We start from the raw sequence: 25,059 nt of genomic DNA, 5'->3' as shown, positions 1-25,059 counted from the left end.
GCGCGTGCGCCCCTGCCCGGTCAGCCGTAGTAGCGGCGCAGCTCGCGGCTGAGCACCTTGCCGGTGGCGTTCCGTGGCAGGTACTTGACGAAGACCACGTCCCGCGGCACCGAGAAGCGGGCCAGGTAGTGGCGGACGTACTCGCGTACCGCCTCCGGGTCGAGTTGCTCGCCGGGGTGCAGGGCGAGGAACGCGGCGAGCCGCTGGCCGTACTCCGCGTCCGGGACGCCGATCACGGCGACCTCGCGGACCTGCGGGAGCCGCGCGATCAGGTCCTCCACCTCGGAGGGGAAGACGTTCTCCCCGCCGGAGACGATCATGTCGTCGGCCCGCCCGTCGACGAAGAGCAGCCCGTCGGCGCTGACCCGGCCCAGGTCGCCCGTGTCGAGGAGGCCGTCGTGGCTCTCCCGGGTGGTCCCGGAGGTGTAGCCCTCGAAGAGCATCTCGTTGCCCACGAAGATCCGCCCCACCTGCCCGGTCCGGACCGGCTGGTCGGCGTCGTCGAGGATCGCCAGCCGGGTCCCGTGCGGCGGGCGGCCGGCGGTGGTGGGTGCCTCCCGCAGGTCGGCCGGCCCGGCGATGGACGCCCAGGAGACCTCGGTCGAGCCGTAGAGGTTGTAGACGACGTCGCCGTAGCGGTCCATGAACGCGGTGGCGAGCCCGCCGGGGAGGGCGGAGCCGCTGACCGCGACCACCTTCAGCGGCGGGCGCGGGTCCGGCGGCGGCACCTCCATCAGCCGTTGCAGCATCACCGGTACGGCGAAGAGCGCGTCGCAGGAGTGGGTGGCCAGGGCGGCGAGCGTGGCGGCCGGGTCGAACCGGCGGTGCAGCACGATCGTGGCGCGCAGCGCGAACGACACCTGGAGGGCGGCGTACCCCCAGGTGTGGAAGATCGGCGCGGCGATCATCACGGTGTCCCGCGCGTGCATCGGGATGCGGTCGATGATGGACACCAGCGGACCGAAACCGTTCGGGGTGGGGCGCCGGGCCCCCTTCGGCGCGCCGGTGGTGCCGGAGGTGAGCACGATGGTCCGGCCGTCCCGCTCCGGCGGCTGGAGTTGGTCCCCGGGGAGCGCGCCGGCGATCAGCTCTTCCTGGCCGCGCTCGTCGACCCGGTGCACGTCGGCGGGAAAGCCGAGCAGCCGCTCGGCGAACTCGGCGTCGTGCACCAGCACCCGGAGCCGCTGCTCCTCGGCGACGGTGGCGAGCTGCGCGGCGGAGAGCCCGGTGTTGACCAGTACGGCGTCCGCGCCGAGCAGCATCGCCGCCACGATCGCCTCGATGAGCCCGTGGTGGTTGCGGCAGAGCACGCCGATCCGGTCGCCCGACTGCACGCCGAGGCCGGCCCGCATCGACCGGGCCAGCCGTTCCGACCGCTCCAGCAGCTCCTGGTACGTCAGCGTGGTGCCCTGCTCGTCGACCACGGCGATCCGCCCGGGGTCGCGCGCGGCGGCCTGGCGCAGCTCGCCGGCGAGGCTCCAGCCCCAGCGGCGCAGCGCGTTCAGTTGCGAGGCGACCCGGATCGGGCGGCCTGGGGTGAGCAGTCCGCGTCGGGTCAGCGTGGCGACGATGAACGGCAGGTCCAAGTCGCGGCCCTCCTTCGCGAGAGTTTCTCCTGATCATGCACCCGTGGTGGCCGGACGCCCAGCTGGCGTGATCATTCGCCCAGCCTGCGGACACCCCGGGCCCGTCGCGGGGCCCGGACGGACGGAGCGGACCGGACCGGCGGCCCGACCCGCGACGCGTACCGCCCGGCACGGCGGGGGCGTCGCGGGTCGGGTCGGGGTCCGCCGGCGATCAGCGGATCTGCATCCCGGAGATGGCCCGGGAGATGACCAGCCGCTGGATCTCGGAGGTTCCTTCGAAGATGGTGTAGATCTTGGCGTCCCGGTACCAGCGCTCGACCGGGTGGTCGCGCAGGAACCCGGCGCCGCCGAGCAGCTGGACCGCCCTGTCGGTGACCGAGACGGCCACCTCGCCGGCCTTGAGCTTGGACATCGAGCCTTCGCCCGCGCTGAACGGCCGGTTGTTCCGGCCCATCCAGGAGGCCCGCCAGACCAGCAGCCGGGCCGCGTCGATCTCCATCTTCATGTCGGCGAGCGCGAACGCGACCGCCTGGTTCTCGATGATCGGCCGTCCGAACTGGACCCGTTCCTTCGCGTAGTCCAGGGCGTACTCGTACGCGGCGCGGGCCACGCCGAGCGCCTGGGCGCCGACGGTCGGGCGGGACAGTTCGAAGGTGCGCATCGCCGCCTGGCCGGAGGCGCGCTGCCCGGTGCGGGCCCGGGCGATCCGCTCGTCCAGGGCCTCCTTGCCGCCGAGCAGGCAGCGCCCCGGCACCCGTACGTCGTCGAGGAAGACGTCGGCGGTGTGGGACGCGCGCAGCCCGAGCTTGCGGAGCTTGCGGGTGGCGCTGAGCCCCGGCGTGCCCGGCGGTACGACGAACGCGGCCTGCCCCCGCGAGCCCAGCTCGGGCTCGACCGAGGCGGTGACCACGTGCACCCCGGCGATCCCGCCGTTGGTGGCGTACGCCTTCTGCCCGTTCAGCACCCACTCGTCGGTGGCCTCGTCGTGGACCGCGCGGGTCCGCATCGAGCCGACGTCGGACCCGGCCTCGGGTTCGGTGGTGCAGAACGCGGCGACGGCCGGCTCGTCGACGTCACCGAAACACTGCGGGACCCACTCGACGAGCTGGTCCGGGGTGCCGGCGCCGTAGATGGCGGCGACCGCGAGGGAGGTGCCGAAGATGCTCAGCCCGATGCCGGCGTCGCCCCAGAAGAGTTCTTCGCTGGCGATCGGCAGGGAGAGGCCGGTGGGGTCGGCCCAGCAGGTCGCGAGGAACTCGAAGCCGTAGAGGCCGACCTTCGCCGCTTCCTGGATGATCGGCCAGGGAGTCTCCTCCCGGGCGTCCCACTCGGCCGCGGCCGGGCGCACGACCTCGGCGGCGAAGCCGTGCACCCAGTCGCGAAGGTCCCGCTGTTCCTCGTTCAGGTCGAGCGAGAACTCGGCCATGGTCAGGCCTTGGGGATGTCGAACAGGTTGGCGATGTTGGCGGCCAGGCCCAGGTCACCCTTGGCCTTCAGCTTGCCGGTCATGAACATCATGACCGGGTTTCCGCCACCGGAGACGATCTTCAGGAACTCGACCGGGCCCATGGTGAGGCTCAGCTTCGGGTCCCGGGTGGGGGTCTCCGAAACGGTGCAGGTGCCGTTCTCGATGACGATCTCGTAGGTGTCGGTGCCGCCGTCCGGGCGACCGGTGATGTTCCAGTGGATGACCGCGTTGGTCGAGCCGGCGCGGTCGGCGCGGAACAGCGTCGGCATCCGGTTGAAGACCTCGCTCAGCACCTTGCCGCGCAGGTCGCCCGACATGATCTCGGCGATCTTGTCGTCGGGGGTGGACTTGACCAGCTGCGCGAAGTCCTTGGGGCCGACGTTCGCGAAGTTGGCCGGGTCGAAGTCAGTCATGGGGGATGCACCTCTCGGAGCGGGCCGACTTTGGTTACTCGGGCGTAACCTTACGCACGAGTAGGTATGCTTGCAAGGGTGTCCAGCACACCCACCTTCAAGCGCCTGCCCCGGGCGGTCCGCGAGCAGCAGATGCTCGACGCGGCGGTCCGGGTCTTCTCGCGTCGGGGCTTTCACGCCGCCAGCATGGACGAGATCGCCGACGACGCCGGCATCTCCAAGCCGATGGTCTACGCGTACCTGGGGACGAAGGAGGAACTCTTCGTCGCCTGCCTGCACCGGGAGGGCACCCGGATGATGGAGGCCATCGCCGGGGCGGCGGCCCCCGACCTGCCCGCCGACGAGCGGCTCTGGCGCGGGCTGCGCGCCTTCTTCGGCTTCGTCGGCGCGCACCGGGACGGCTGGGCGGTGCTCTACCGGCAGGCCCGCGGCGAGCAGCCGTTCGCCGCCGAGCTGGCCACCATGCGTGGTCGGCTGGTCGAGGTGGTCGCCGGCATGCTCGACCACGCGCTGCGCGCCAAGGGTCGCGAGGTCCGCGCCACCGACCTGGAGGTCATCGCGTACGCCCTGGTGGGCGCCACCGAGTCCCTGGCGGACTGGCTCGCCGACCACCCGGAGGCGGATCCGGAGAAGACCGCCACCCGGATGATGAACGTCGCCTGGCTCGGCGCCGACCAACTGCTGCGCGGCGTCACCTGGCACCCGCCGGCCGACTGACCCTCGCGCGCGCCTCCCGCCGGCGCCGGCCACGCGCCCAGCGCACCGCCTCCACGACCACGGTCAGGGTCAGCGCCAGCCCCAGCCCGAGCAGCAGCCCACGGACCGGGTCCCGCTCGAAGGCGAGCCCACCCAGGTAGCCGACCAGCGCCGAGTAGACGCCCCAGGAGATCGCGGCCAGCGCGTCGAAGGCCAGGAACCGACGCCGGGGGAACCGGGTCGCACCCATGGTCAGGGTGACCGCGGTCCGTCCACCCGGTACGTAGCGGGCCACCGTGAGGATCAGACCGCCGCGCGCCGCGATGCCCCGCCGGGCCCGCGCCACCGCGGCCCGCCGCCGGCTCCCCCGACCGTTGCGGCCCGGCGCGTCCGACGCCGCGTCGCGACCGGCCGCCGGGAGCCGGGCCAGCAGCCGGCCGCCGCCGTGCCGGCCGATCGCGTATGAGACGTGGTCGCCGACGAGCGCGCCGAGCGCGGCCACCCCGACCACCAGCGGCAGGTCGGGCTGGCCGGTGGCGGCGAAGACCCCGGCGGTGATCACGGCGGTCTCGCTCGGCACCACCGGGAAGAAGCCGTCGACCACCGCGATGGTGAACAGCGCCAGGTAGACCCAGGGCGACGACATGGTCTGGTGGAGCAGGTCGAGCACGGAATCCATGGCCCCGATGCTGGTCGCGACGCCGGTCCCCGCCATCTGCCGTCGGTCGGCCGGCGGCGGTCACTTTCGTCGCGTCGTACCCCGACGGGCCGTCGGGGTCGGCCCCCAACCCACCCGGAGGTACGCCCCGTCGCGCGCCGGTCCGGCCTAGGCTCGCCGGGTGACCACCCGCGCCGCCCTGCTGCGGCGGGCCGAGCGGCACACGCCGCTCGTGCTCGCGGCGCTGGTGGCCGCCGGCACCTGGGCGTCGGCCACCGGCGCGCTGGGCGTCCGCTCGCCGCTGCCCCGGCTGCTGGTGCTGGCCGTGGCGCTGGCCTCGGGCGCCGCCGCCGTGGCCGCCCGTCGCTGGCCGCTGGTCGCCGCGGCGGCGGTCGGCTGGGTCGTCCTGGCCGCCTGGCCGGCCGCCGTCCTGGCCTCCTGGCGGGCCGGGACCGCGCTGCGTGGTCGCCGGCTCGTCGCTCACCTGCTCGGGTCGGGACTCGTCGCCCTGCTCGGGGTGGTGATCGGCGTCGCGGTCGGCGGGGAGCGCCGGCTGACCACCGCGACCGGTGCCAACGGCGTGGCGCTCTTCGCCTGGCTGGTCGTCTTCCCGCTGCTCGTCGGGCTGTGGATCCGGGCCCGGCGGGACACCCTGTTCGCCCTGCGGGACCGCGCCGAGCGGCTGGAGCGCGAGCAGGAGGCGCGGGCGGCCCGGGTGCGCGCCGAGGAGCGGGCCCGGATCGCCCGGGAGATGCACGACGTGGTGGCGCACCGGGTCTCGCTCATGGTGGTGCACGCCGGGGCGCTGGAAGTGACCGCCGCCGACCCGGCCACCGTCGAGGCGGCCGCCCTGATCCGCTCCACCGGCCGGGCGGCCCTGACCGACCTGCGCGAGGTGCTCGGCGTGCTGCGTCAGCGGGCCGGCGACGGCAGTCCGCTTCCCGCCGCCGGGCTCGACGCGGTCGACGAGCTGGTGCGGGAGTCCCGGGCGGCCGGCCTCCGGGTGGACCGGCAGGACGAGGGGACGCCGGGGCCGGTGCCCGGCGCGGTGGCGCGGACCGTGCACCGGGTGGTCCAGGAGGGGCTGACGAACGCCCGCAAGCACGCCCCGGACGCGGCGGCAACCGTCCGCCTGCGGCACCTGCCCGACGGGATCGAGGTCGCCGTCCGCACCGGCCCGGCCACCCGGCCCGGCCCCGCCCTGCCCGGCGCGGGGCTCGGCCTGGTCGGGCTGTGCGAGCGGGTCGAACTGGCCGGTGGCCGGCTGTCGGCCGGACCGACCGCCGACGGCGGATTCCTGCTGCGGGCGCTGGTGCCGGTCGAGGAGCTGCCATGATCCGTACCCTGATCGCCGACGACGAGCAGCTGGTCCGTGCCGGCCTGCGGCTGATCCTGGAGGCCGCGCCGGACATCGCGGTGGTCGGCGAGGCGGCCGACGGTGCCGAGGCGCTGGCCGCCGCCGTCCGGCTGCGGCCCGACGTGGTGCTGCTGGACGTCCGCATGCCCGGCACCGACGGGCTGTCCGTCGCGCCCCGGATCGTCGCCGAGGGCCCGAAGGTCGTCATGCTCACCACCTTCGACCGGGACGAGTACGTGCACGCCGCGCTGCGCGCCGGCGCGGTCGGCTTCCTGCTCAAGGACACCCCGCCCCGGGAACTCGCCGCCGCCGTGCGGACCGTCGCGGCCGGCAACGCCATGCTCGCCCCGACGGTGACCCGGCGGTTGATCAGCTCGTTCGCCGAACGCGGCCCGGCCCGGCGGGAGGCCGCCCGGGAGCGGCTGACCCGGCTCACCGACCGGGAGGCGGCGATCGTCCGGGAGGTGGCCCGGGGTGACGCGAACGCCGACGTGGCCCGCCGGCTCGGCACGAGCGAGGCGACCGTGAAGACGCACGTCAGCCGCGCGCTGGCCAAGCTCGGAGTGGCCAACCGGGTTCAGCTCGCCATCCTGGTCCACGACGCCGACCTGCTGGAGGAGTGAGACCTGTCGTCAGCGGCGCGCGGTGGCGCGGGCGCGGGCGCGGCGGCGGGCCCAGCGGACGACCTCGAACAGGCCGGTGACCGCCACCGAGAGGCCCACGCCGGCGAGCAGCCCGCGGATCGGGTCGTGCTGGAAGGCCAGGCCGCCGAAGTAGCCGACGAGTCCGCAGTAGATGCCCCAGGTGCCGCAGGCCAGCGCGTCGTACTTGAGGAAGGAGCGGATCGGGTACCGGACCGTCCCCATGGTCAGGGTGACGGCTGTCCGGCCGCCGGGGACGTACCGGGCGGTGGCCAGGATCATGCCGCCGCGCCGGTCGACCGCCCGGCGGGCCCACTCCGAGCCGGCCCGCCGCCGGCTGTCCGCGGGCAGCCGGGCCAGCCGGTGCGCGCCACCGCCGCGCCCGATCGCGTACGAGACGTGGTCGCCGAGCAGCGCGCCGAGCGCGGCCGTGACGATCACCGCGACCACGTTGGGTTCCCCGCCGGCGGCGAAGACCGCAGCGGTGATCACCACGGTCTCGCCCGGTATCGCCGGGAAGAACGCGTCCACCGCGGTGACCGCGATGATCACCAGGTACACCCACGGCGAGGTCACCGTCCGGTGCAGCAGGTCGAGCACGTCCCCCATGCCCCCATGCTCGGCGGTGCGGCGTCAGCAGGGAGCGAAAACGGTGGCAGCCTTGTCCTCCGCGGTCGGGCCGTGCGAGGTGAGCAGCACCGGGGCGCCCAGTTCGGCCGCCACCGCCGCCGGCCAGTCGGCGGGCGGGTCGTCGTACACCGGGCGGGCGTCGAGCAGGCGGGCGGTCAGCGCGGCCTGCCGGGCCAGGTCGCCGGCCGGGCCCGGCACCAGCCGGTCCAGGGTGTCGTAGCGGCGGCAGATCCGCAGCGCCGGGCCGGCCAGGTCGAGGTGGGTCAGGGCCAGCCCGTCCACCCCGCCCGCGGCGTCGAGGGCGTACCGGTGGGCGACCGCGTCGAAGTGGCCGAACCGGAAGCGCCCCTGCCAGGGGTTGGTCGGGTTGCGCGGGTCGGTGAACGGCAGCGCCGGGTCCTCGGTGACCAGCGGCCCGGGCCCGTGCCGGGTGGTGGTCACCCGCAGCACCCCGAGCCGCTGCGCGGTGCCCGCCAGCCCCGCCTCGGCGAGCAGCGTCTCCGCGTTCGCGAACGTGGTGGTGCTCCAGGTGGTGTACGGGTGGAAGCCGTGCCACTCGTCGAGCAGCACCCCCTGCGCCCCCTCGAAGACGCACGTCCCGGCCCGCAGCACCCCGGACAGGTACGCCCGGTCGACGATCGCCACCCGCCCGGCGAACCCGGCGTACGCGGGCAGGCAGTCCTCGACCGGCGGGGCGTCCAGCGGGCCCAGCTCGGCGGTGAGCCGGTCCCGCAGCGCCCTGAGCCGGCGGCGCAGCACCGCCGGGCGGCGGCAGTCCGCCACCCGGGGGGCCTCGTCGGGGTGGGCGAGGCCGTACGCGACCGCCTCGCCCACCCCCAGCCCGCAGGAGCCGTGCCGGTCGGCTCCCCGGGCGATCTCCCGGGCCCGGTTGGCGGCCCGGTGGTACGGCGTGGCCAGCAGCGCCTCGCCGTCCACGGTCAGCCGGTCCAGCGCGTCCGGCACGCCCACGGACGCGAGGTGGTCGGCCTCGGCGGCCAGCGCCAGCGGGTCCACCACCACGTGCCGCGCCAGGTGGGTACGCACCCCGGGGCGGAACGTCCCGGCGCCGAACTGTGCGAACGTGTGGTGCCGTCCGTCGCGCAGCACGACGTTGTGCGCCGCCTGTGCGCCCCCGTTGAACCGGACCACCGTGTGCACCGGCCGGCTCGCGCAGAGCCAGTCCACGACGGTGCCCTTGCCGGCGTCGCCGTAGCCGAGGTCGACCACCAGCACGTGGTTCACAGCCGGGTCACTCCCGAGCGGCTCCCCGCCACCGGCAGGGCGGCCACCTCGGCGCGCCCGGCCCGGCCCAGCCGGGCGAGGGCCCTGGAGACGGTCCGGCCGGCCGTCGAGCCAGACCGGTCCAGGTCGCGCAGCCCTTCGTCCAGGTCGATGGCCTGCTCGCCGAGGCCGACGGTGAGCGCGATGGTCTCGCAGACCGCGTCCAGGTCGTCCAGCTCGACGGCCTGCTGGCCGAGCAGGCCGCGCCAGAAGTCCAGCACCTTCCGGTTGCCGGCGTACGCGCTGCCGGCCGGGAGCAGGTAGTAGGTGTCCCAGCGCCGGGTCACCTCGTCGACGATCCGCCGGAGCGGCAGGTCCTCCCGCAGGTCGTCGCCGATCAGCCGGGCCACCTCCCGGGCCTTCACCCGGGGGTACGCCAGCTCGTCGCCGATGATGAACAGGTAGCCGCGCCGGCCCCGCTGCTCCCAGCAGTCGGTGACCGTGTGCCGGGCCATGAAGTACATGGCCAGCTCGTACGACTCGGTCATCTGGCCGCCACCGCCGCCCTCGAGCACGATCCGGCCGAGGTCGTCGTCCATCCGGTTGTCGGACTCGAACTGGCCGATCTGCAGCGGCACCCGGTCGCAGGTGGCGTCGCCGATCGCGCCGAACATGATCTGCGGGTCGTGGGCGTACCCCTGGCGCAGCAGCAGGCCGAGCAGCTGCGGCAGCTTGGTCTGGAGGGTACGGGGGACGTGGCCCATCGAGCCGGTCACGTCGAACAGGACCGCGATGGCGGTCGACTGCGGGTGCTCGGCGGAGTCCCGGCTCTCCCGGACCGCGCCGCGCGGGTCGAGCGCGGGGTGCACGGTCCGCGCCCCGCTGTCGCTGTAGGAGAAGGCGCTCTTTCCGGTGGTCCGCCGGTAGCGGTCGGCGGCGTCGTACACGTCGGTGGACCAGATTCCGCTGCCCATGGCAGCCTCCCTAGGGGTTGAGGGTGAACGGTCGGAACGTGCGGGGGCCGAAGAGGCGTTCCAGCATCTCGTCGAGTTCGGCGAGCAGCCGCCAGGCGTCGTCGGGCCGGGCGGCCAGCGTCGAGCGTCGGCAGCCGGCCGCGAAGGCGCGCAGCTCGCGCGGGGCGCGGTCGGCCATCAGCCAGGTCATGCAGCGGGCGGCCATGGCCAGGTCGGTGCCGGGGCCGGCGGGCCGCCGGCCGGTCACCTCCGCCGGGTACCAGTCCTCGTGGCCGGGGACCAGCGCCGGGACGGCACCCTCGCCGACCACGGAGAAGCACCAGTCGACCAGCACCAGGCCGTGCGCGTCCGGCTCGATCAGCACGTGCCGGGGGAGCACCGCGCCGTGCACCACGCCGGCCCGGTGAGCCAGGCCGAGGGCGACCAGCAGCCGCCGCCACATCCAGGCCGCGTCGCGGGGGTCCAGCCCGTCCGGGTACGCCCGGCGCACCTCGTCCAGGCTGTGCAGCCCGGGCACCGCGGCCACCACGTTGACCCGGCGTTCCGCCCCGCTCCCCGGATCGCGGACGGGAAAGGAGTCGACCAGCCGGGGCACGTACGGCAGGTGGCGCGGGTCGCCCCGCTCCTCGATCGCCCGCAGGGCGCGCGCCTCGCCGGCCATCAGGTCGTTGTCGGCCGGGCTGCGCGGCAGTTTGAGCAGCCGGTCCGCCCCGACGTCGTGCAGGTCGGCCAGGTCCCCGGCGTACGCGACCCGGTGGAGGCGGTAGCCGCCGAGGATGGTGCTCCGGCCGCCCCGCCACCGGCCGGTGACCACCGTCAGCGCGTCGGTGGCGGCGACGCGTACCGCCTCGTCGGCCGCGCCCAGCCGGTCGGGGTGCAGGGCCGCGACCAGCTCGCGGTAGCGGCGGGCGGGCGCCTCGGTGCCGAACAGGTCGGCGTCGCTGCGGGCCGCCGTGACCAGCCGGATGGCCTCCTCGGTCCTCACCGCACCGTCTCCTCCCGGGCGGGGCGCAGCAGCGCCGGGTGGAGCAGCCGGGCGTCGCCGGCCCGGTAGAGCCTGGCCCGGGGGCCGCCCCGGGCCCCGCCGCGCTCGGTGCTGGCCCCGGTGCTCTCCACGAAGCCGGGCACGGAGAGCACCTTGCGGTGGAAGTTGCCCGCGTGCAGCGGGTGCCCCCAGACCGTCTCGTAGACCGCCCGCAGCTCGGTGACGGTGAACTCGGGGTCGAGGAAGCGGGTCGCGAGGGGCGTGTATTCCAGCTTGGACCGGGCCCGCTCCAGGCCGTCGTCGATGATCCGGCCGTGGTCGAAGGCGAGCTGCCGGCTGCTGAGCGCGGTCACCGGCAGCCAGGCCGCCTCGTCGGCGTCGGTGCCGGCGGCGGGGTCCGGCAGGTCGGGGGCGAAGGCCAGGTGGGCGACCGAGACGACCCGCATCCGCGGGTCCCGGTCCGGCGCGCCGTAGCTGCCGAGCTGTTCCAGGTGCACCCGGCGCAGCCGCTCACCGCCGAGCCCGGTCTCCTCGGCCAACTCGCGGCGGGCGCCGGCGGCCAGGTCCTCGTCCGGCCGGACGAACCCGCCGGGCAGCGCCCAGTGGCCCTCGTACGGCGGCGCGCCCCGGCGGATCAGCAGCAGGTGCAGCGCGCCCTCGCGGATGGTCAGCGCCACCACGTCGACGGTGACCGCGACCGCCGGGTAGTCCCGGGGGTCGTACGCGGCGAGGAAGTCCTGCTCGTTCACGGCGTCTCTCTCATCTTGAGAACAACTCAACCTGAGAACAACTTAGCGCAGGAAAGAGGGGTGTGCCAAGCCCCTCTTTCCTCAGCGGACGGTGCCGACCAGGTGCGGTCGCCCGTCCCGCGCGCTGTGCAGGGCGAAGTCCCAGTCCGCGCCGGTGGGCGTGGCGCTGAAGGCCACCGTGGACGGCAGCGGCACCGGCAGCTTGAACGAGACGTCCACCGTGTACGCCTCCGGCAGCCGGCTCTCCAGCGCGGCCAGGCACCGCGCCTTGCTCCACATGCCGTGCGCGATCGGCCGGGGGAAGCCGAACAGCCGCGCACCCAGTCGGGACGTGTGGATCGGGTTGTGGTCGCCCGAGACCCGGGCGTAGTCGGTGCCCACCCGCGGGGTGACCCGCCAGTGCGCCGACGCGGCCGGCGGGGCCGGGCGGTCACCCCGGTCGCGCCGCGGGCCGCCGCCCGTCTTCCGCTCCCGACCGAGGTACGTCGAGATGCCCCGCCAGACCTCCTCGCCGTCGACCGAGCCGACCAGCACCACGTCGAGCTGCCGGCCCCGCTCGTGCGGGCGCAGGTTCTCCGCGTACGTGCGGAAGTCCACGGTCTCGCCGGCCTCGACCGGCCGGTGCACGGTGATCCGGTTCGTCACGTGCACCACCCCGCCCAGCGGAACGGGGAACTCCGCCGCCGTCATCAGCCGCAGTGACAGCGGAAAGCCCAGCACGTGCAGGTACGTCCCCGGCAGCCGGTCGGCCAGCCGGAACCCGCAGACCCGGTCGTAGTCGGCCAGGTGGGCCCGATCCACCGTCACCCCGGTAACGCCCAACTCCACCTCGGGCACACCGTGCTGACGCCGACGGCCCGTGCCGGGCAGCGCGCCGAGCAGGGCGCGCCGGTAGAGCGCACCGGCCGCCGGCAGCCGGGGCAGGTCGATCCGGACCCGCCCCTCCGGGCCGGCCAGCGTCCCCACCCCGCCGGCCGTCGACCGGCCCGCCGCGACGGCGCTGGAGAGGTCGTGGGTGAGATCGTTCGCCAGCGCGGACAGGTCCTGGGTCGCCTCGGTGGCCAGGGTGGGCCGGTCCTCCCTCGCGTCGCGCGACGGCTCGGAGCCACCGCGCGCGGCCAGGGCGTTCCGGGCCGCCGTCAGGTCCATGGTCGGACCGTCGATCAGCTCGTGCACCGACAGTTCCTCGGCCGGCTCCGCCGACCGCCGCTTCCGCCGCGCCATCACGCCCCCAGCAGGCTCTGGCCGCAGACCCGGACGATGTTGCCGGTGACCGCGCCGGACGCCGGCCAGGCCAGCCAGCCGATCGTCTCCGCCACGTCCACCGGCAGGCCGCCCTGGGCCATGCTGTTCATCCGCCGGCCCGCCTCCCGGATCAGCAGCGGGATCCGTGCGGTCAGCCGGGTCTCGATGAAGCCGGGCGCGACCGCGTTGAGGCTGATGCCCCGACCGCTCAGCACCGGGGCGAGCGAGTCGACCAGGCCGATCACGCCGGCCTTGCTGGTCGCGTAGTTGGTCTGGCCCCGGTTGCCGGCGATGCCGGCGATCGAGGAGACCGAGACGATCCGGCCGCCGGCGGGGATCAGGTCGCGCTCCAGCAGCACGTCGTTGATCCGCTCCTGGCTGGACAGGTTCACGTCGATGACCTGGTCCCAGCGGTCCGCGTCCATCCGGCCGAGGGTCTTGTCCCGGGTGATGCCGGCGTTGTGCACCACCACGTCGACCCGGCCGTGCCGGCTCGCCAGGTGCTCGGCCAGCCGGGTCGGCGCGTCCGGCGCGGTCAGGTCGAGCTGCACGGCGGTGCCGCCGATCTCGTTGGCCACCTCGGCCAGCGCGTCCCCGGCCGCCGGCACGTCCAGCGCCACCACCTTGGCGCCGTCCCGGGCGAGCACCCTGGCCAGCGCCGCGCCGATGCCCCGGGCGGCCCCGGTGACCAGCACGACCTGCCCGTCCAGCGGCCGGTCCCAGTCGGCCGGCGCGACGGCGGTGCCGGCGCCGACCCGGATCACCTGACCGGAGACGTACGCGGACCGGCCAGACAGCAGGAAGCGCAGGGTGGCCTCCAGGCTGACCGGGGTGCCGGTGTCGCCGTCCTTCGTCACGTACACCAGTTGCGCGGTGACGCCCCGGCCGAACTCCTTGCCGATGCTGCGGGTCAGCCCCTCCAACGCCCGCTGGGCGGTCGCCTCGCGGGGCGAGCCGCACTCGGCCGGCGGGGTGCCCAGCACGATCACCCGGCCGCTCGGGGTCAGGGACCGGGCGTGCGGGTGGAAGAAGTCGTAGAGCTGGCGCAGCCCGGTGGAGTCGGCGATGCCGGTGGCGTCGTACACCAGGCCGGCGTAGCGCGCCGTGGCGTCGGTGGCCGCGACCGGGTCGCGCAGCTCGACTCCGGCGAAGGTCAGCAGCTTGGTGACCTGCTCGGTGAGCCGGCTGCCGTCCGCGGCACCGAGCAGGACCGGCCCGGGGACGAGCGGGTCGCCCGGCGTGTGCCGGCGCAGTCGGGGCGGGTCGGGCAGCCCGAGGCGCTTGACCAGCGCCCGGCCTGCCCCCGTCTGGACGAAGCTCGCGTAGCGGTCGCTCATGACCGTAGCCTACTGGTGAGTAGGTTGGACGCAACCCCCTGCGGGCGACGTCCCGGTCAGTCGTCCCTGCCCGGCCGGGCGGTTCGTTCGGCCCGCCACCGGTCCACCAGGGCGGGGAGCTCGCGGAACATGAATCCGTAGAAGTCCCGCATCTCCGCCAGTCGCCGGGCGGCGGGGCTGTCCTTCCCGGCTGCGGCTATCCCCTCGTCGGCCGCCTCGAACATGGACTTGACCATGCCGTTCTGCGTGGACATCAGGGTCGCCCAGGCGCCCTCGCGCAGCCGGTAGTGCTCCCGGCGGCTGCCCGGTGCCGGCACCCGTTCGATCAGGCCGACGGTGGACAACATCTTGATCGCGCCTGACACCGAGCCCGAGCTGATGCCGAGCTGCTCGGTCAGCTCGGTGGCGGTCACGCTCTCCGCGTCGGCGAAGAGGAAGGCCGCCATGACGCGCGCGGTCGCCTTCTGCAGGCCGCCCTCGGAAAGGACGAGCGCCATCCGTTCGGCCGCTGCGCCGGTGTCCGCCACGTGGTCCTCCTCCGGTGTCAGGCGTAACTCTAACATCTCTCAGTCTTCAAAAATCTCTGAAGGCTCTGATAGGTTGACGACATGCCTCCCGTCATCGAGCTCACCGAGCTCACCAAGACGTACGGATCCCGCCGTGGCCTCGCCGGCCTCACGCTGGACGTGCAGCCCGGCGAGGTGTTCGGCTACCTCGGGCCCAACGGGGCCGGCAAGTCGACCACCATCCGGCTGCTGCTGAACCTCATCCGCCCCACCTCGGGCTCGGCCCGGGTGTTCGGCCTCGATCCCGGGGCGGACCCGGTCGGCCTACGCCGCCGGATCGGCTACCTCCCCGGTGACTTCGTGGTCGACGGTCGCCAGCGGGCCGGCGAGTGCCTGACCTTCCTGGGCAATCTGCGGGGCGGCGTACCCGCGGCCCGGATCGTCGAGCTGGCCGACCGTCTCGACCTGGACCTCACCGCCCGGATCAGGAGCCTGTCCAAGGGCAACCGGCAGAAGGTGGGACTGGTGCAGGCCTTCATGCACCGGCCCGAGCTGCTGATCCTGGACGAGCCGACATCCGGGTTGGACCCCCTCGTGCAACAGACGTTCCTGGCGCTGGTCGCCGAGGCCCGGCGGGACGGGCGGACCGTCTTCATGTCCAGTCACATCATGAGCGAGGTCGAGGCGGTGGCCGACCGCGTCGCGATCATCCGGGAGGGTCGCCTGGTCGCGCTGGACCCGGTTGCCGACCTGCGCAGCCGGTCCCAGCTGCGGGTTCGGCTCACCTTCGGCGAGCCGGTCCGGGCCGCCGAGTTCAGCGGCCTGCCCGGCGTACGGGACCTGGTCGTGCAGGGCTCCGTCCTCGACTGCCGGCTCGACGGCACCCCGGACGCTCTGATCAAGGTCGCTGCCCGGCACTCCGTCGTCGGGCTGCGTGCCGACACCCAGGACCTGGAGGAGCTGTTCCACGGCTACTACGCCGGTCCCGCCGAGCGGCAGGAGGTCGGCGATGTCGCCTGACCTCCACCCCGTCCCCGGGAGCTCCCGGGCCGCCCGCGTCTTCGGCCGGTCGATGGCCGGCAAGACGCTCCACGACAACCGTCGGATCTTCACCGTCTGGGCGCTGGTCACCGGTCTGCTGGCCGTGCTGTACGCCAGCTTCTACCCGCAGCTGAGCGCCCAGTCGGCCGCGAACGCGCCGGAGGCGATGCGCGGCTTCGGACTGGACGACACCTCGACCGCGGCCGGCTACCTGCAGGGGGCGGTGTTCGGGCTGCTCGTGCCGCTGCTGCTCATGTTCTACGGGGCGGCGACCGGAGCGCGGATGACGGCTGCCGACGAGGAATCGGGGTACCTGGACCTGCTGCTGGCCCACCCGATCGGCCGGGCGCGGCTGCTGCTGCACCGCTTCGCGGCCCTCGCCGCCGGCGCCGTGGTGATCTCCGCCGTCGTCCTGGTCGCCGTGCTCGCCGTCCGGACGAGCGCCGGCCTGGACTCGATCAGCGTCACCAACTTCGTTGCCCAGGCGGTCAACCTGATGCTGCTCGGCGTCTTCTTCGGCGCGCTCGGTACGGCGCTCGGCGCGGCCACCGGGAAGAGCCGGGCGGTGGTCTTCGGCCTCACCGCCGGCCTGGGGGTGCTCAGCTATGCGCTGAACGGGCTCGCGCCACAGATCGGCGCGGAGTGGGCCCGCCACTTCACCCCGTTCCACTACTACATCGGCGGGGAGCCACTGCGGCACGGCTTCGCCGCCACCGACCCGGTCGTCCTGGCCGTCGCCACGGCCGTTCTGTTCGGGGTGGGCATCCTCCGGTTCGTACGCCGCGACCTCGGTCGCTGAGCCGGAGCCCCGCGGCGCATCCGGCCCGGCACGCGTATCCGTGCCGAGCCGGTGCCCGCAGGACTCGCGCCGCAACCCCCCGGCGGCGTAGCCTACTGGCGAGTAGGTTCGGGTCAGCAGCTTCGGAGGAGGCCGATCGTGCAGAGTGTCCGGCGGGTCGCGGTCATCGGGGGCAACCGCATCCCCTTCGCCCGGTCCAACTCGCGGTACGCGCACGCGTCCAACGCCGACATGCTCGGCGCGGCCCTGGACGGTCTGGTCGCCCGGTTCGGCCTCGCCGGGCAGCGGGTCGGTGAGGTGGTCGCCGGCGCGGTGCTCAAGCACTCCCGGGACTTCAACCTCACCCGCGAGGTGGTGCTCGGCTCCCGCCTCGACCCGCACACCCCGGCGTACGACATCCAGCAGGCCTGCGGCACCGGCCTGGAGGCCGCGATCCTGGTCGCCAACAAGATCGCCCTCGGGCAGATCGAGGTCGGCATCGCCGGTGGGGTGGACACCACCTCGGACGCGCCGCTGGCGATCAACGAGGACCTGCGCCGCACCCTGCTCCAGCTCAGCTCCGCGCGGACCCTCGGTGAGCGGCTGAAGGTCGCCGCGAAGCTCCGCCCGCACCAGCCGTTCCGGCCGGAGATCCCGCGCAACGCGGAGCCGCGTACCGGGCTGTCCATGGGGGAGCACGCCGCGCGGACGGCGCTGCGCTGGAACGTCGACCGGCCGGCCCAGGACGAGCTGGCGCTGCGCTCGCACCAGCGGCTCGCCGCCGCGTACGACAAGGGGTTCTTCGACGACCTGATGACCCCCTACCTGGGGCTGACCCGCGACCAGAACCTGCGGCCGGACACCAGCCTGGAGAAGCTCGGCTCGCTCAAGCCGGTCTTCGGCGCGAAGGGCCCGGACGCCGAGCGGGCCACCATGACGGCCGGCAACTCCTCCCCGCTCACCGACGGCGCGTCCACGGTGCTGCTGGCCAGCGAGGAGTGGGCCCGCGAGCACAACCTGCCGGTGCTGGCCTGGTTCTCCTGGTCGGAGACCGCCGCGGTCGACTTCGTGCACGGCGACGAGGGGCTGCTGATGGCCCCCGCGTACGCGGTGCCCCGGATGCTGGCCCGGGCCGGCCTGGCCCTCCAGGACTTCGACTTCTACGAGATCCACGAGGCGTTCGCCTCGCAGGTGCTGGCCACCCTGGCCGCCTGGGAGTCGCCGGAGTTCTGCAAGGAGCGCCTCGGCCTGGACGCCCCGCTCGGCGCGATCGACCGGGACAAGCTCAACGTCAACGGCTCCTCGCTCGCCGCCGGGCACCCGTTCGCCGCCACCGGCGGGCGGATCGTGGCCACCCTGGCCAAGCTCCTCGACCGGAAGGGCAGCGGCCGGGGCCTCATCTCCATCTGCGCCGCCGGTGGGCAGGGCGTGACCGCGATCCTGGAGCGCTGAGGGCGTTGATCGCCCCAGGAGTGCCGCGTCCTGCCCCTCCTCACCGCCTGCCCGCCACGCGTCCACACCCCTGATCCTCGATCCGCGTGACCGCTGGCACACCGCACGCCGCCAGCCCTTCGTCGTACGAAAGAATGAGGGCCGTGACGACGATCCCGAACGTGCTCGCCAACCGGTACGCCTCGCCCGAACTGGTCGCCCTCTGGTCGCCCGAGGAGAAGGTACGGATGGAGCGGCGGCTCTGGCTCGCCGTGCTGAAGGCGCAGCGGGACCTCGGCGTGCCGGTGCCGGACGGCGTGGTCGAGGCGTACGAGCGGGTGGTCGACGACGTCGACCTGGCCTCCATCGCGGCGCGCGAGCGGGTCACCCGGCACGACGTGAAGGCCCGGATCGAGGAGTTCAGCGCCCTCGCCGGCCACGAGCACGTGCACAAGGGGATGACCTCTCGGGACCTCACCGAGAACGTCGAGCAGCTCCAGATCCGGGCCTCGCTGGAGCTGATCCGGGACCGGGTGGTGGCCACCCTGGCCCGGCTCGCCTGGCACGCCCACGAGTACTCCGGCCTGGTGATGACCGGCCGGTCGCACAACGTCGCCGCGCAGGCCACCACGCTGGGCAAGCGGTTCGCCTCGGCGGCCGAGGAGCTGCTGATCGCGTACGAGCGGCTGGCGGACCTGATCGCCCGCTACCCGCTGCGCGGGATCAAGGGGCCGGTGGGCACCGCCGCCGACCAGCTCGACCTGTTCGACGGCGACGCCGACAAGGTGGCCGAGCTGGAGCGCCGGGTCGCCGGGCACCTCGGGTTCGGCCGGGTGCTGGACAGCGTCGGCCAGGTCTACCCGCGCTCGCTGGACTTCGACGTGCTCTCCGCGCTGGCCCAGGTGGCCGCCGCGCCGTCGTCGCTGGCCACCACGATCCGGCTGATGGTCGGCCAGGAGCTGGTCACCGAGGGCTTCAAGCCCGGCCAGGTCGGTTCCAGCGCGATGCCGCACAAGATGAACACCCGCTCATCCGAGCGGGTGAACGGCTTCGCGGTGATCATCCGGGGCTACCTGTCGATGGTCGGCGAGCTGGCCGGTGACCAGTGGAACGAGGGGGACGTCTCCTGCTCGGTGGTCCGCCGGGTCGCCCTGCCCGACGCGTTCTTCGCCGCCGACGGGCTGTTCCAGACCTTCCTCACCGTGCTCGACGAGTTCGGGCCGTACCCGGCGGTGATCAACCGGGAGCTGGAGCGCTTCCTACCGTTCCTGGCCACCACCAAGATCCTGGTGGCGGCGGTCCGGCGCGGGGTCGGCCGGGAGGTGGCGCACGAGGTGATCAAGGAGCACGCGGTCTCGGTGGCGCTGGCCATGCGGGAGAAGGGCGCGGCCGAGAACGACCTCTTCGACCGCCTCGCCGCGGACGGCCGCCTCGGCCTGACCCGCGCCGAGATCGACGCCCTGGTCGCCGACCGCAACGCCTTCGTCGGCGCCGCAGGAGCCCAGGTCGACCGCGTAACCGCCCGCATCTCCAAGATCGTCGAAACCCACCCGCACGCCGCCGCCTACTCCCCCCCGCCGATCCTCTGACCCGCCGCCCCGCCACCCTGCTGCTCCGCCCCCCCTGCCGCTCGCCCCCCCTGCCGCTGTTGATCAAGATGTTTGCGGCTGAGTTGATCTCCCTGTTGACGCAAACCTCTTGATCAACACGGGATGGGGTGGGGTCAGGAGTCACGGGTGGGGGTTTCGGCGGCCGAGGACAGGTTGGGGGCGCTGGCGGGTTCGGCGATGCCGCCGGGGGCCTCGGCGATCTCCGGTTCGTGCGCCGTCTCGGCCGCGATCATGGGCTGGTCCGGCGGCATGACGTCCGGCGTCTTGGGCACCACGATCACCGCTGTGCCGTACGCGCAGATCTCCATCCACATCTCGCCGCAGTCCCGGCTGTCGAAGCGCATGCCGATCACGGCGTTCGCGCCCAGCCGGCGGGCCTCCTCGCCGAGCCGGGCCACCGAGTCGGTACGCCAGCGGGTGAGGTTGTCCGGCGCCATCGGGTCGTAGGCGCCACCGCGCAGGTTCTTGACCCCCTCGCGGTAGGGGTTCCGGGTCCTCGCCATCGAGGAGACCACTTCGCCGAGGATCTGGCGGATCTCGTAGCCAGGCAATTGATCCGTCGTCACGACCAGCACGGTTCCGATGCTGTCAGCCGTTCGGCGGCCGGTTCGCGAGCCGTGTTCACCTGCTCGGATGCTGCAAAACGGCGCGGCGCGGACGGTTGGGGTGCCACCGGCCCATCCGCGCCGCACCCGGTCCTAACCGTCAGACACCGGCCACCGAGGCGATCCAGGGCCGGTTGTACGCGACACTGCCGCGGCCCGCCCGAGTCGCCCCGCCGGGCGTTGCCGCTGATCCTGGTGCTCCGGCTCGCCTGCCCGCCCGACGCGGAATTCATCGACGCCGGGCGATGAACGGTGGGGCGAAGGGAGGTGCGTCACAAGGCTCAGGTCGATGCCAGTTGATCCACCGTGTGCCCTCCGGGCGCCCGGTCGCGGTCTGTCGGGAATCGGTCCCGCGATCGGCCGCGAACATGGAAAATGCCTGGTGAGGAGGGCTGTCACCGCAGCCGGGCCGAGTCGTCCGGCAACGAATTCATATCGAGGTCGCAACGAACCCGCATCGGCGTTCCGTCCGCGCGGCCGGTCACGTCGATCACTGCCTGAACTGGCCCCGGCCGGTTCAGGCCAGGCGGTATCTGCCAGGTAGGCTGGCTGCGCTCGCCCGTAGTGGGCCGGCACCCAACTGCGTACACAGTCAGGAGTGCCCCGTGCCTCGCGTCGTCGTCGACGTCATGCTCAAGCCCGAGATCCTCGATCCTCAGGGCCAGGCCGTCGCAAACGCGCTGCCCCGGCTCGGCGTCAGCGACGTCGCCTCGGTCCGGATCGGCAGGCGGATCGAGATCGAGTTCACCGGTGAACCGGACCTGGACCGGGCCCGGGAGATCGCCGACAAGCTGCTCGCCAACCCGGTCATCGAGGACTTCGCCGTCCGCCTGGTCGAGGCCGACGAGACCGCGGACGCACACTCGTGACCGCCCGGGTCGGTGTGGTGACCTTCCCCGGCTCGCTCGACGACGGGGACGCGGCGCGGGCCGTACGGATCGCCGGGGCCGAGCCGGTCCGGCTCTGGCACGGCGACCCGGGGCTGTACGGGGTGGACGCGGTCGTCCTGCCCGGCGGTTTCTCCTACGGTGACTACCTGCGCTGCGGGGCCATCGCCCGGTTCGCCCCGGTGATGGAGACGATCGTGGACGCCGCCCGGGGCGGTCTCCCGGCGCTCGGCATCTGCAACGGTTTCCAGATCCTCTGCGAGGCCCACCTGCTGCCCGGCGCGCTCACCCGCAACCAGCATCTGCACTTCCGCAACCGGGACCAGATCCTCCGCATCGAGGCCGTCGACACCGCCTGGACGAACGCGTTCCAGCCCGGCCAGGAGGTGCTGATCCCGGTCAAGAACGGCGAGGGCTGCTACGTCGCCGACCCGGCGACCCTGGACCGGCTGGAGGCCGAGGGCCGGGTGGTCGCCCGCTACCTCGGCGGCAACCCCAACGGTTCGCAGCGCGACATCGCCGCGATCACCAACGAGGCCGGCAACGTGGTCGGCATCATGCCGCATCCCGAGCACGCGGTGGAGGCGCTCACCGGCCCCTCGCTGGACGGTCTCGGCTTCTTCACCTCGGTGCTCAAGCACCTGGTGGGGGCGCCGGCGTGAGCGTGCGCGGCGGGATCATCGGTCGGCTCACCCGCCGCCACGGCGGCGAGCGCAGCGAGGAGAGGTCATGACCACCCATCCGGACCCGGCCCTGCAGGAGACGCCGGCCGTCGTGCCGCAGGCCGGCCCGGCGGACGACTGGGCCCGCGGCCTGGACACCGTGCCGCAGGCCGTCGAGACCCCGGACGAGCTCCAGCCGTACGCGGAGCTGGGCCTCCGTGACGACGAGTACGACCGGATCCGGCACATCCTCGGCCGCCGGCCCACCCAGGCCGAGCTGGCCATGTACTCGATCATGTGGAGCGAGCACTGCTCCTACAAGTCCAGCAAGGTGCACCTGCGCCAGTTCGGCGAGAAGGCCCCACCGAGCGACCGGCTGCTCGCCGGCATCGGGGAGAACGCCGGCGTGGTCCGGGTCTCCGACGAGCTGGCGGTGACCTTCAAGGTCGAGTCGCACAACCACCCGAGCTTCGTCGAGCCGTACCAGGGCGCGGCGACCGGCGTGGGCGGCATCGTCCGGGACATCCTCGCCATGGGAGCCCGCCCGGTCGCGGTGATGGATCCGCTGCGCTTCGGCGCGGCCGACCACCCGGACACCGCCCGGGTGCTCCCCGGCGTGGTGGCCGGCGTCGGCGGCTACGGCAACTGCCTGGGCCTGCCGAACATCGGCGGTGAGGTCGTCTTCGACCCGTGCTACCAGGGCAACCCGCTGGTCAACGCGCTCTGCCTCGGCGTGCTGCCGGTCGACCGGCTGCAGAAGAAGGAGGCCGCCGGCCCCGGCAACGTCGTGGTGCTGATGGGCGCCAAGACCGGCCGCGACGGCATCGGCGGCGTGTCGGTGCTGGCCAGCGCCACCTTCGACGAGGGCAGCGAGCAGCGCCGCCCGTCGGTCCAGGTGGGCGACCCGTTCACCGAGAAGCTGCTGATCGAGGCCTGCCTCGAGCTGTACGACGCCGAGCTGGTCGTCGGCATCCAGGACCTCGGCGGCGCCGGCCTGACCTGCGCGCTCACCGAGACCGCCGCGGCGGCCGGCACCGGCATGCGGGTGTGGCTGGAGCGGGTGCCGCTGCGCGAGCCCTCGATGGAGCCGCACGAGATCCTGGCCAGCGAGTCGCAGGAGCGGATGCTGCTGGTCGTCGCCCCGGACAAGCTGGAGGCGGTGCTCAAGACGGCCGAGAAGTGGGGCGTGCTCGCCACCGCCATCGGCGACGTCACCCCGCCGGCGCCGGACGGCCGGCCGGGTCGCCTGCTGATCACCTGGCGCGACCGCGTCGTGGTCGACGTGCCGCCGGGCTCGCTGGTCGACGACGGTCCGGTCTACGCCCGCCCGATGCGGGAGCCGGCGGACCTGATCCTGCTCCAGGCCGACCGGGCCGAGACGCTGCCCCGGCCGAGCACCCCCGACGCGCTGCGCGAGACCGTGCTGCGGATGATCGCGTCGCCCAACCTCGCCGACAAGACCTGGGTCACCGAGCAGTACGACCGGTACGTGCTCGGCAACACCGTGCTCGCCCAGCCGGAGGACTCCGGCGTGATCCGGATCGACGAGCGGACCGGTCTCGGGGTCGCCCTCTCCGTCGACGGCAACGGCCGGTACGCGCGCCTCGACCCGTACCACGGGACGAAGCTCGCGCTGGCCGAGGCGTACCGGAACGTGGCGGTGACCGGCGCGACGCCGATCGCGGTGACCAACTGCCTCAACTTCGGCTCGCCGGAGGACCCGGGCGTGATGTGGCAGTTCGCCGAGGCCGTCCGCGGCCTGGCGGACGGCTGTCTGGAGCTGGGCATCCCGGTCACCGGCGGCAACGTCAGCTTCTACAACCAGACTGGCGCGGCGGCCATCCACCCGACCCCGGTGGTCGGTGTGCTCGGCGTGCTGGACAACGTCGCCGAGCGGGTGTCGATGGGCTTTGTGCCGCGCCCGGCCGGCGACCACGACCAGCTCTTCCTGCTGGGCGAGACGCACGTCGAGCTCTCCGGCTCGGAGTGGGCCTGGGTGACCCACGAGCACCTCGGCGGCATCCCGCCGCAGGTCGACCTGGCCCGCGAGCGGCAGCTCGCCGCGCTGGTGGCCGCCGCCGCCCGGGTGGGGCACCTCAGCTCCGCGCACGACCTCTCCGACGGTGGCCTGGCCCAGAGCCTGGTCGAGTCCTGCCTGCGGCGTGGCGTGGGTGCCCGGATCGCGGTGCCGGAGCAGTTCGCCGGTGGCTCGATGCCGTTCGTCTTCCTGTTCAGCGAGTCCGCCGGCCGGGTGCTGGTGTCGGTGCCGCGCGGGCACGAGAAGGCGTTCACCGCCCTCTGCGCCGAGCACGGCGTGCCGTGGGAGTTCATCGGGGTCACCGACCCGGCGGGCGGCGCCCTGGAGGTGCACGGCCAGTTCCGGATCGGCCTCGACGAGCTGCGCGCCGCGCACGGCGAGACCCTGCCGCGCCTCTTCGGCGGCGCGGAGACGGCTCAGGTGGCGGTGGAGGCGACCCGTACCGGGACCACCACCGTCCTGCCGGCCACCGCCGAGCAGCCGGTGGACGTCGACCCGGAGGCGGTGGCCGCCGAGCCGATCGCCCAGGTCGGGGCGGCCGACGGCGAGGCCAGGGTGGACGGGCAGCCGGACGCTGCCGAGGCTGGTCCGGAGACCGTTGACGCGCCGGTCGAGGCCGTGGACGCGCCCGCTGCGGTCGCAGAGCCGGCGTCGGACGACGTCGACGCCCCCGAGGCGGCCTCCGCCCCGACCGAGGCCGGCCCGGACGGGTCCGCGACGGCTCCCGGTGACCCGGACCAGCCCGCCGCGCCCGATCAGCGCTGAGGCCCTGGCCTTGGCCGTCTACGCCCAGCCCGGTTCCGGCGCTCGGTTCGACTGGGGGCTGACCGGGGCGGCGGAACTCGGCCGGGTCTGCGCGGCACTGGTGGTGGTGGACGTGCTCTCGTTCACCACCGCCGTCGAGGTGGCGGTCGGCCGCGGCATGCGGGTGCACCCGTTCCCCTGGGGGGAGCAGGCGGCCGAGTACGCGCGTCGGGTGGGTGCCGTGGCCGCGGTCGGCCGCCGGAAGATGACCCCGGAGCATCCGTGGTCACTCTCGCCGGCGGCGTTGCGGACCGCGCCGGTCGTCCACGACCTGGTGCTGCCCTCGCCGAACGGCTCGGCCATCAGCGCCGCCGCGAGCGCCACCGGCGTGCCGGTGGTCGCGGCGTGCCTGCGTAACGCCCGCGCCGTCGGGCGCTGGCTGCGCGCCCAGGGGTACGGCTCGAACGATGCTCCGGTGGGCGTGGTGGCCGCCGGGGAGCGCTGGCCGGACGGATCGCTGCGGCCCTGCGTGGAGGACCAGCTGGGGGCGGCCAGCGTGCTGGACGCCCTCTCCGGCGCACCGGGTGGGCTCTCGGTGGAGGCGGCGATGGCGCTGGCCGCGCTGGCCAGCACGCCGGACGTGCCGGCCGCCGTGCGGGGCTGTGTCTCGGGGCGCGAGCTGACCGAGGGTGGCTTCGCCGAGGACGTGGCGGTCGCCGTCCAGGTCGGCGTCTCGGACGTGGTGCCGGTGCTCCGCCAGGGCTACTTCGCCGCCGCCTGATTTCCGCCGTCCACCG

General features: G+C 74.0%; 24 protein-coding genes. 11 read left to right on the top strand and 13 right to left on the bottom strand.

Annotated elements, in window-relative coordinates; all coding sequences use genetic code 11:
- Positions 1–20: 20 nt before the first annotated feature.
- From ACZ6S5_RS01030 to ACZ6S5_RS01020, 3 genes are all read right to left on the bottom strand, one after another.
- Entirely contained in the window at positions 21–1,586 is a 1,566-nt protein-coding gene (locus ACZ6S5_RS01030; protein WP_465996406.1) for an AMP-binding protein, read from the bottom strand.
- Between the two features lie 211 nt (positions 1,587–1,797).
- Positions 1,798–3,012 (bottom strand): acyl-CoA dehydrogenase family protein, encoded by a 1,215-nt coding sequence (locus ACZ6S5_RS01025; protein WP_465996404.1) that lies wholly within the window; start codon positions 3,010–3,012, stop codon positions 1,798–1,800.
- A gap of 2 nt (positions 3,013–3,014) precedes the next feature.
- Complete coding sequence (locus ACZ6S5_RS01020) at positions 3,015–3,467, bottom strand: SCP2 sterol-binding domain-containing protein (RefSeq protein ID WP_465996402.1); 453 nt, start codon at positions 3,465–3,467, stop codon at positions 3,015–3,017.
- A gap of 78 nt (positions 3,468–3,545) precedes the next feature.
- Here ACZ6S5_RS01020 and ACZ6S5_RS01015 point away from each other — a divergent pair, with 78 nt between their 5' ends.
- Positions 3,546–4,184, top strand: coding sequence for a TetR/AcrR family transcriptional regulator (locus ACZ6S5_RS01015; protein WP_465996400.1), 639 nt, complete (start codon positions 3,546–3,548; stop codon positions 4,182–4,184).
- Here ACZ6S5_RS01015 and ACZ6S5_RS01010 read toward each other — a convergent pair.
- Positions 4,159–4,842, bottom strand: a complete 684-nt coding sequence (locus ACZ6S5_RS01010) for a DedA family protein (protein WP_465996398.1) — start codon at positions 4,840–4,842, stop codon at positions 4,159–4,161. The two genes, ACZ6S5_RS01015 and ACZ6S5_RS01010, sit on opposite strands and share 26 nt — an antisense overlap.
- Before the next feature lie 160 nt (positions 4,843–5,002).
- On the opposite strand from ACZ6S5_RS01010, the gene ACZ6S5_RS01005 reads away from it, so the two are divergent.
- Both ACZ6S5_RS01005 and ACZ6S5_RS01000 read left to right on the top strand, forming a co-directional pair.
- Positions 5,003–6,157 (top strand): sensor histidine kinase, encoded by a 1,155-nt coding sequence (locus ACZ6S5_RS01005; protein ID WP_465996396.1) that lies wholly within the window; start codon positions 5,003–5,005, stop codon positions 6,155–6,157.
- Positions 6,154–6,801: a response regulator gene (locus tag ACZ6S5_RS01000; protein WP_465996394.1), complete on the top strand. Its 648-nt coding sequence runs from the start codon at positions 6,154–6,156 to the stop codon at positions 6,799–6,801. Before ACZ6S5_RS01005 ends, ACZ6S5_RS01000 begins: the two co-directional genes overlap by 4 nt.
- A gap of 9 nt (positions 6,802–6,810) precedes the next feature.
- Here ACZ6S5_RS01000 and ACZ6S5_RS00995 read toward each other — a convergent pair whose 3' ends face one another.
- From ACZ6S5_RS00995 to ACZ6S5_RS00960, 8 genes are all read right to left on the bottom strand, one after another.
- A complete protein-coding gene (locus ACZ6S5_RS00995; protein WP_465996392.1) occupies positions 6,811–7,428 on the bottom strand; it encodes a DedA family protein in 618 nt (205 codons plus the stop codon).
- A gap of 24 nt (positions 7,429–7,452) precedes the next feature.
- Positions 7,453–8,691: an adenylosuccinate synthetase gene (locus ACZ6S5_RS00990; protein WP_465996390.1), complete on the bottom strand. Its 1,239-nt coding sequence runs from the start codon at positions 8,689–8,691 to the stop codon at positions 7,453–7,455.
- A complete protein-coding gene (locus ACZ6S5_RS00985) occupies positions 8,688–9,644 on the bottom strand; it encodes a hypothetical protein (protein ID WP_465996388.1) in 957 nt (318 codons plus the stop codon). The genes ACZ6S5_RS00990 and ACZ6S5_RS00985 overlap by 4 nt, the downstream gene beginning before the upstream one ends.
- Positions 9,645–9,654: 10 nt before the next feature.
- Positions 9,655–10,629, bottom strand: a complete 975-nt coding sequence (locus ACZ6S5_RS00980) for a serine/threonine protein kinase (protein ID WP_465996386.1) — start codon at positions 10,627–10,629, stop codon at positions 9,655–9,657.
- Positions 10,626–11,378 carry an NUDIX hydrolase gene (locus tag ACZ6S5_RS00975; protein WP_465996384.1) on the bottom strand — a complete coding sequence of 251 codons (753 nt, stop codon included), beginning with the start codon at positions 11,376–11,378 and terminating at the stop codon, positions 10,626–10,628. The genes ACZ6S5_RS00980 and ACZ6S5_RS00975 overlap by 4 nt, the downstream gene beginning before the upstream one ends.
- Before the next feature lie 81 nt (positions 11,379–11,459).
- Positions 11,460–12,344, bottom strand: coding sequence for a MaoC/PaaZ C-terminal domain-containing protein (locus ACZ6S5_RS00970; RefSeq protein WP_465996527.1), 885 nt, complete (start codon positions 12,342–12,344; stop codon positions 11,460–11,462).
- A gap of 257 nt (positions 12,345–12,601) precedes the next feature.
- Positions 12,602–13,960 (bottom strand): 3-oxoacyl-ACP reductase, encoded by a 1,359-nt coding sequence (locus ACZ6S5_RS00965; protein WP_465996382.1) that lies wholly within the window; start codon positions 13,958–13,960, stop codon positions 12,602–12,604.
- A 56-nt stretch (positions 13,961–14,016) separates the two neighbouring features.
- The gene (locus tag ACZ6S5_RS00960; protein ID WP_465996380.1) at positions 14,017–14,487 is read right to left on the bottom strand and encodes a GbsR/MarR family transcriptional regulator; all 471 of its coding nucleotides are present in this window, start codon (positions 14,485–14,487) and stop codon (positions 14,017–14,019) included.
- 81 nt (positions 14,488–14,568) lie between these two features.
- Between ACZ6S5_RS00960 and ACZ6S5_RS00955 the strand changes: the two genes are divergently transcribed.
- From ACZ6S5_RS00955 to purB, 4 genes are all read left to right on the top strand, one after another.
- Positions 14,569–15,486: an ABC transporter ATP-binding protein gene (locus tag ACZ6S5_RS00955; protein ID WP_465996378.1), complete on the top strand. Its 918-nt coding sequence runs from the start codon at positions 14,569–14,571 to the stop codon at positions 15,484–15,486.
- Positions 15,476–16,306: an ABC transporter permease subunit gene (locus ACZ6S5_RS00950; RefSeq protein WP_465996376.1), complete on the top strand. Its 831-nt coding sequence runs from the start codon at positions 15,476–15,478 to the stop codon at positions 16,304–16,306. The genes ACZ6S5_RS00955 and ACZ6S5_RS00950 overlap by 11 nt, the downstream gene beginning before the upstream one ends.
- A 138-nt stretch (positions 16,307–16,444) precedes the next feature.
- Positions 16,445–17,737: an acetyl-CoA C-acetyltransferase gene (locus ACZ6S5_RS00945; RefSeq protein WP_465996374.1), complete on the top strand. Its 1,293-nt coding sequence runs from the start codon at positions 16,445–16,447 to the stop codon at positions 17,735–17,737.
- A gap of 143 nt (positions 17,738–17,880) precedes the next feature.
- Positions 17,881–19,305 carry an adenylosuccinate lyase gene (gene purB, locus ACZ6S5_RS00940; RefSeq protein WP_465996373.1) on the top strand — a complete coding sequence of 475 codons (1,425 nt, stop codon included), beginning with the start codon at positions 17,881–17,883 and terminating at the stop codon, positions 19,303–19,305.
- A gap of 134 nt (positions 19,306–19,439) precedes the next feature.
- On the opposite strand, the gene ACZ6S5_RS00935 is transcribed toward purB, so the two are convergent.
- Positions 19,440–20,018: a YbjQ family protein gene (locus tag ACZ6S5_RS00935; RefSeq protein ID WP_465996371.1), complete on the bottom strand. Its 579-nt coding sequence runs from the start codon at positions 20,016–20,018 to the stop codon at positions 19,440–19,442.
- Positions 20,019–20,536: 518 nt separating this feature from the next.
- On the opposite strand from ACZ6S5_RS00935, the gene purS reads away from it, so the two are divergent.
- The 4 genes from purS (at position 20,537) to ACZ6S5_RS00915 (ending at position 25,043) form a co-directional block, all read left to right on the top strand.
- The gene (gene purS, locus ACZ6S5_RS00930; RefSeq protein ID WP_465996369.1) at positions 20,537–20,800 is read left to right on the top strand and encodes a phosphoribosylformylglycinamidine synthase subunit PurS; all 264 of its coding nucleotides are present in this window, start codon (positions 20,537–20,539) and stop codon (positions 20,798–20,800) included.
- Positions 20,797–21,480: a phosphoribosylformylglycinamidine synthase subunit PurQ gene (gene purQ, locus ACZ6S5_RS00925; RefSeq protein ID WP_465996367.1), complete on the top strand. Its 684-nt coding sequence runs from the start codon at positions 20,797–20,799 to the stop codon at positions 21,478–21,480. The genes purS and purQ overlap by 4 nt, the downstream gene beginning before the upstream one ends.
- 67 nt (positions 21,481–21,547) lie before the next feature.
- On the top strand, positions 21,548–24,283 hold the full coding sequence (purL, locus tag ACZ6S5_RS00920) for a phosphoribosylformylglycinamidine synthase subunit PurL (protein ID WP_465996365.1): 2,736 nt from the start codon (positions 21,548–21,550) through the stop codon (positions 24,281–24,283).
- Positions 24,284–24,293: 10 nt separating this feature from the next.
- Entirely contained in the window at positions 24,294–25,043 is a 750-nt protein-coding gene (locus ACZ6S5_RS00915) for a 2-phosphosulfolactate phosphatase (RefSeq protein WP_465996525.1), read from the top strand.
- Positions 25,044–25,059: the final 16 nt, after the last annotated feature.

Source organism: Micromonospora sp. NPDC051924 (genome assembly GCF_055586005.1).
The sequence above is the reverse complement of the archived record's forward strand: the minus strand, read 5'-3'. Positions and strand labels throughout refer to the sequence as shown.

Coding starts and splice junctions, on each gene's coding strand:
- ACZ6S5_RS00995 (WP_465996392.1), bottom strand. CDS start 7,428: ATGGGGGACGTGCTCGACCTGCTGCACCGGACGGTGACCTCGCCGTGG.
- ACZ6S5_RS01020 (WP_465996402.1), bottom strand. CDS start 3,467: ATGACTGACTTCGACCCGGCCAACTTCGCGAACGTCGGCCCCAAGGAC.
- ACZ6S5_RS00955 (WP_465996378.1), top strand. CDS start 14,569: ATGCCTCCCGTCATCGAGCTCACCGAGCTCACCAAGACGTACGGATCC.
- ACZ6S5_RS00965 (WP_465996382.1), bottom strand. CDS start 13,960: ATGAGCGACCGCTACGCGAGCTTCGTCCAGACGGGGGCAGGCCGGGCG.
- ACZ6S5_RS00985 (WP_465996388.1), bottom strand. CDS start 9,644: ATGGGCAGCGGAATCTGGTCCACCGACGTGTACGACGCCGCCGACCGC.
- ACZ6S5_RS01010 (WP_465996398.1), bottom strand. CDS start 4,842: ATGGATTCCGTGCTCGACCTGCTCCACCAGACCATGTCGTCGCCCTGG.
- ACZ6S5_RS00950 (WP_465996376.1), top strand. CDS start 15,476: ATGTCGCCTGACCTCCACCCCGTCCCCGGGAGCTCCCGGGCCGCCCGC.
- purL (WP_465996365.1), top strand. CDS start 21,548: ATGACCACCCATCCGGACCCGGCCCTGCAGGAGACGCCGGCCGTCGTG.
- ACZ6S5_RS01000 (WP_465996394.1), top strand. CDS start 6,154: ATGATCCGTACCCTGATCGCCGACGACGAGCAGCTGGTCCGTGCCGGC.
- ACZ6S5_RS01025 (WP_465996404.1), bottom strand. CDS start 3,012: ATGGCCGAGTTCTCGCTCGACCTGAACGAGGAACAGCGGGACCTTCGC.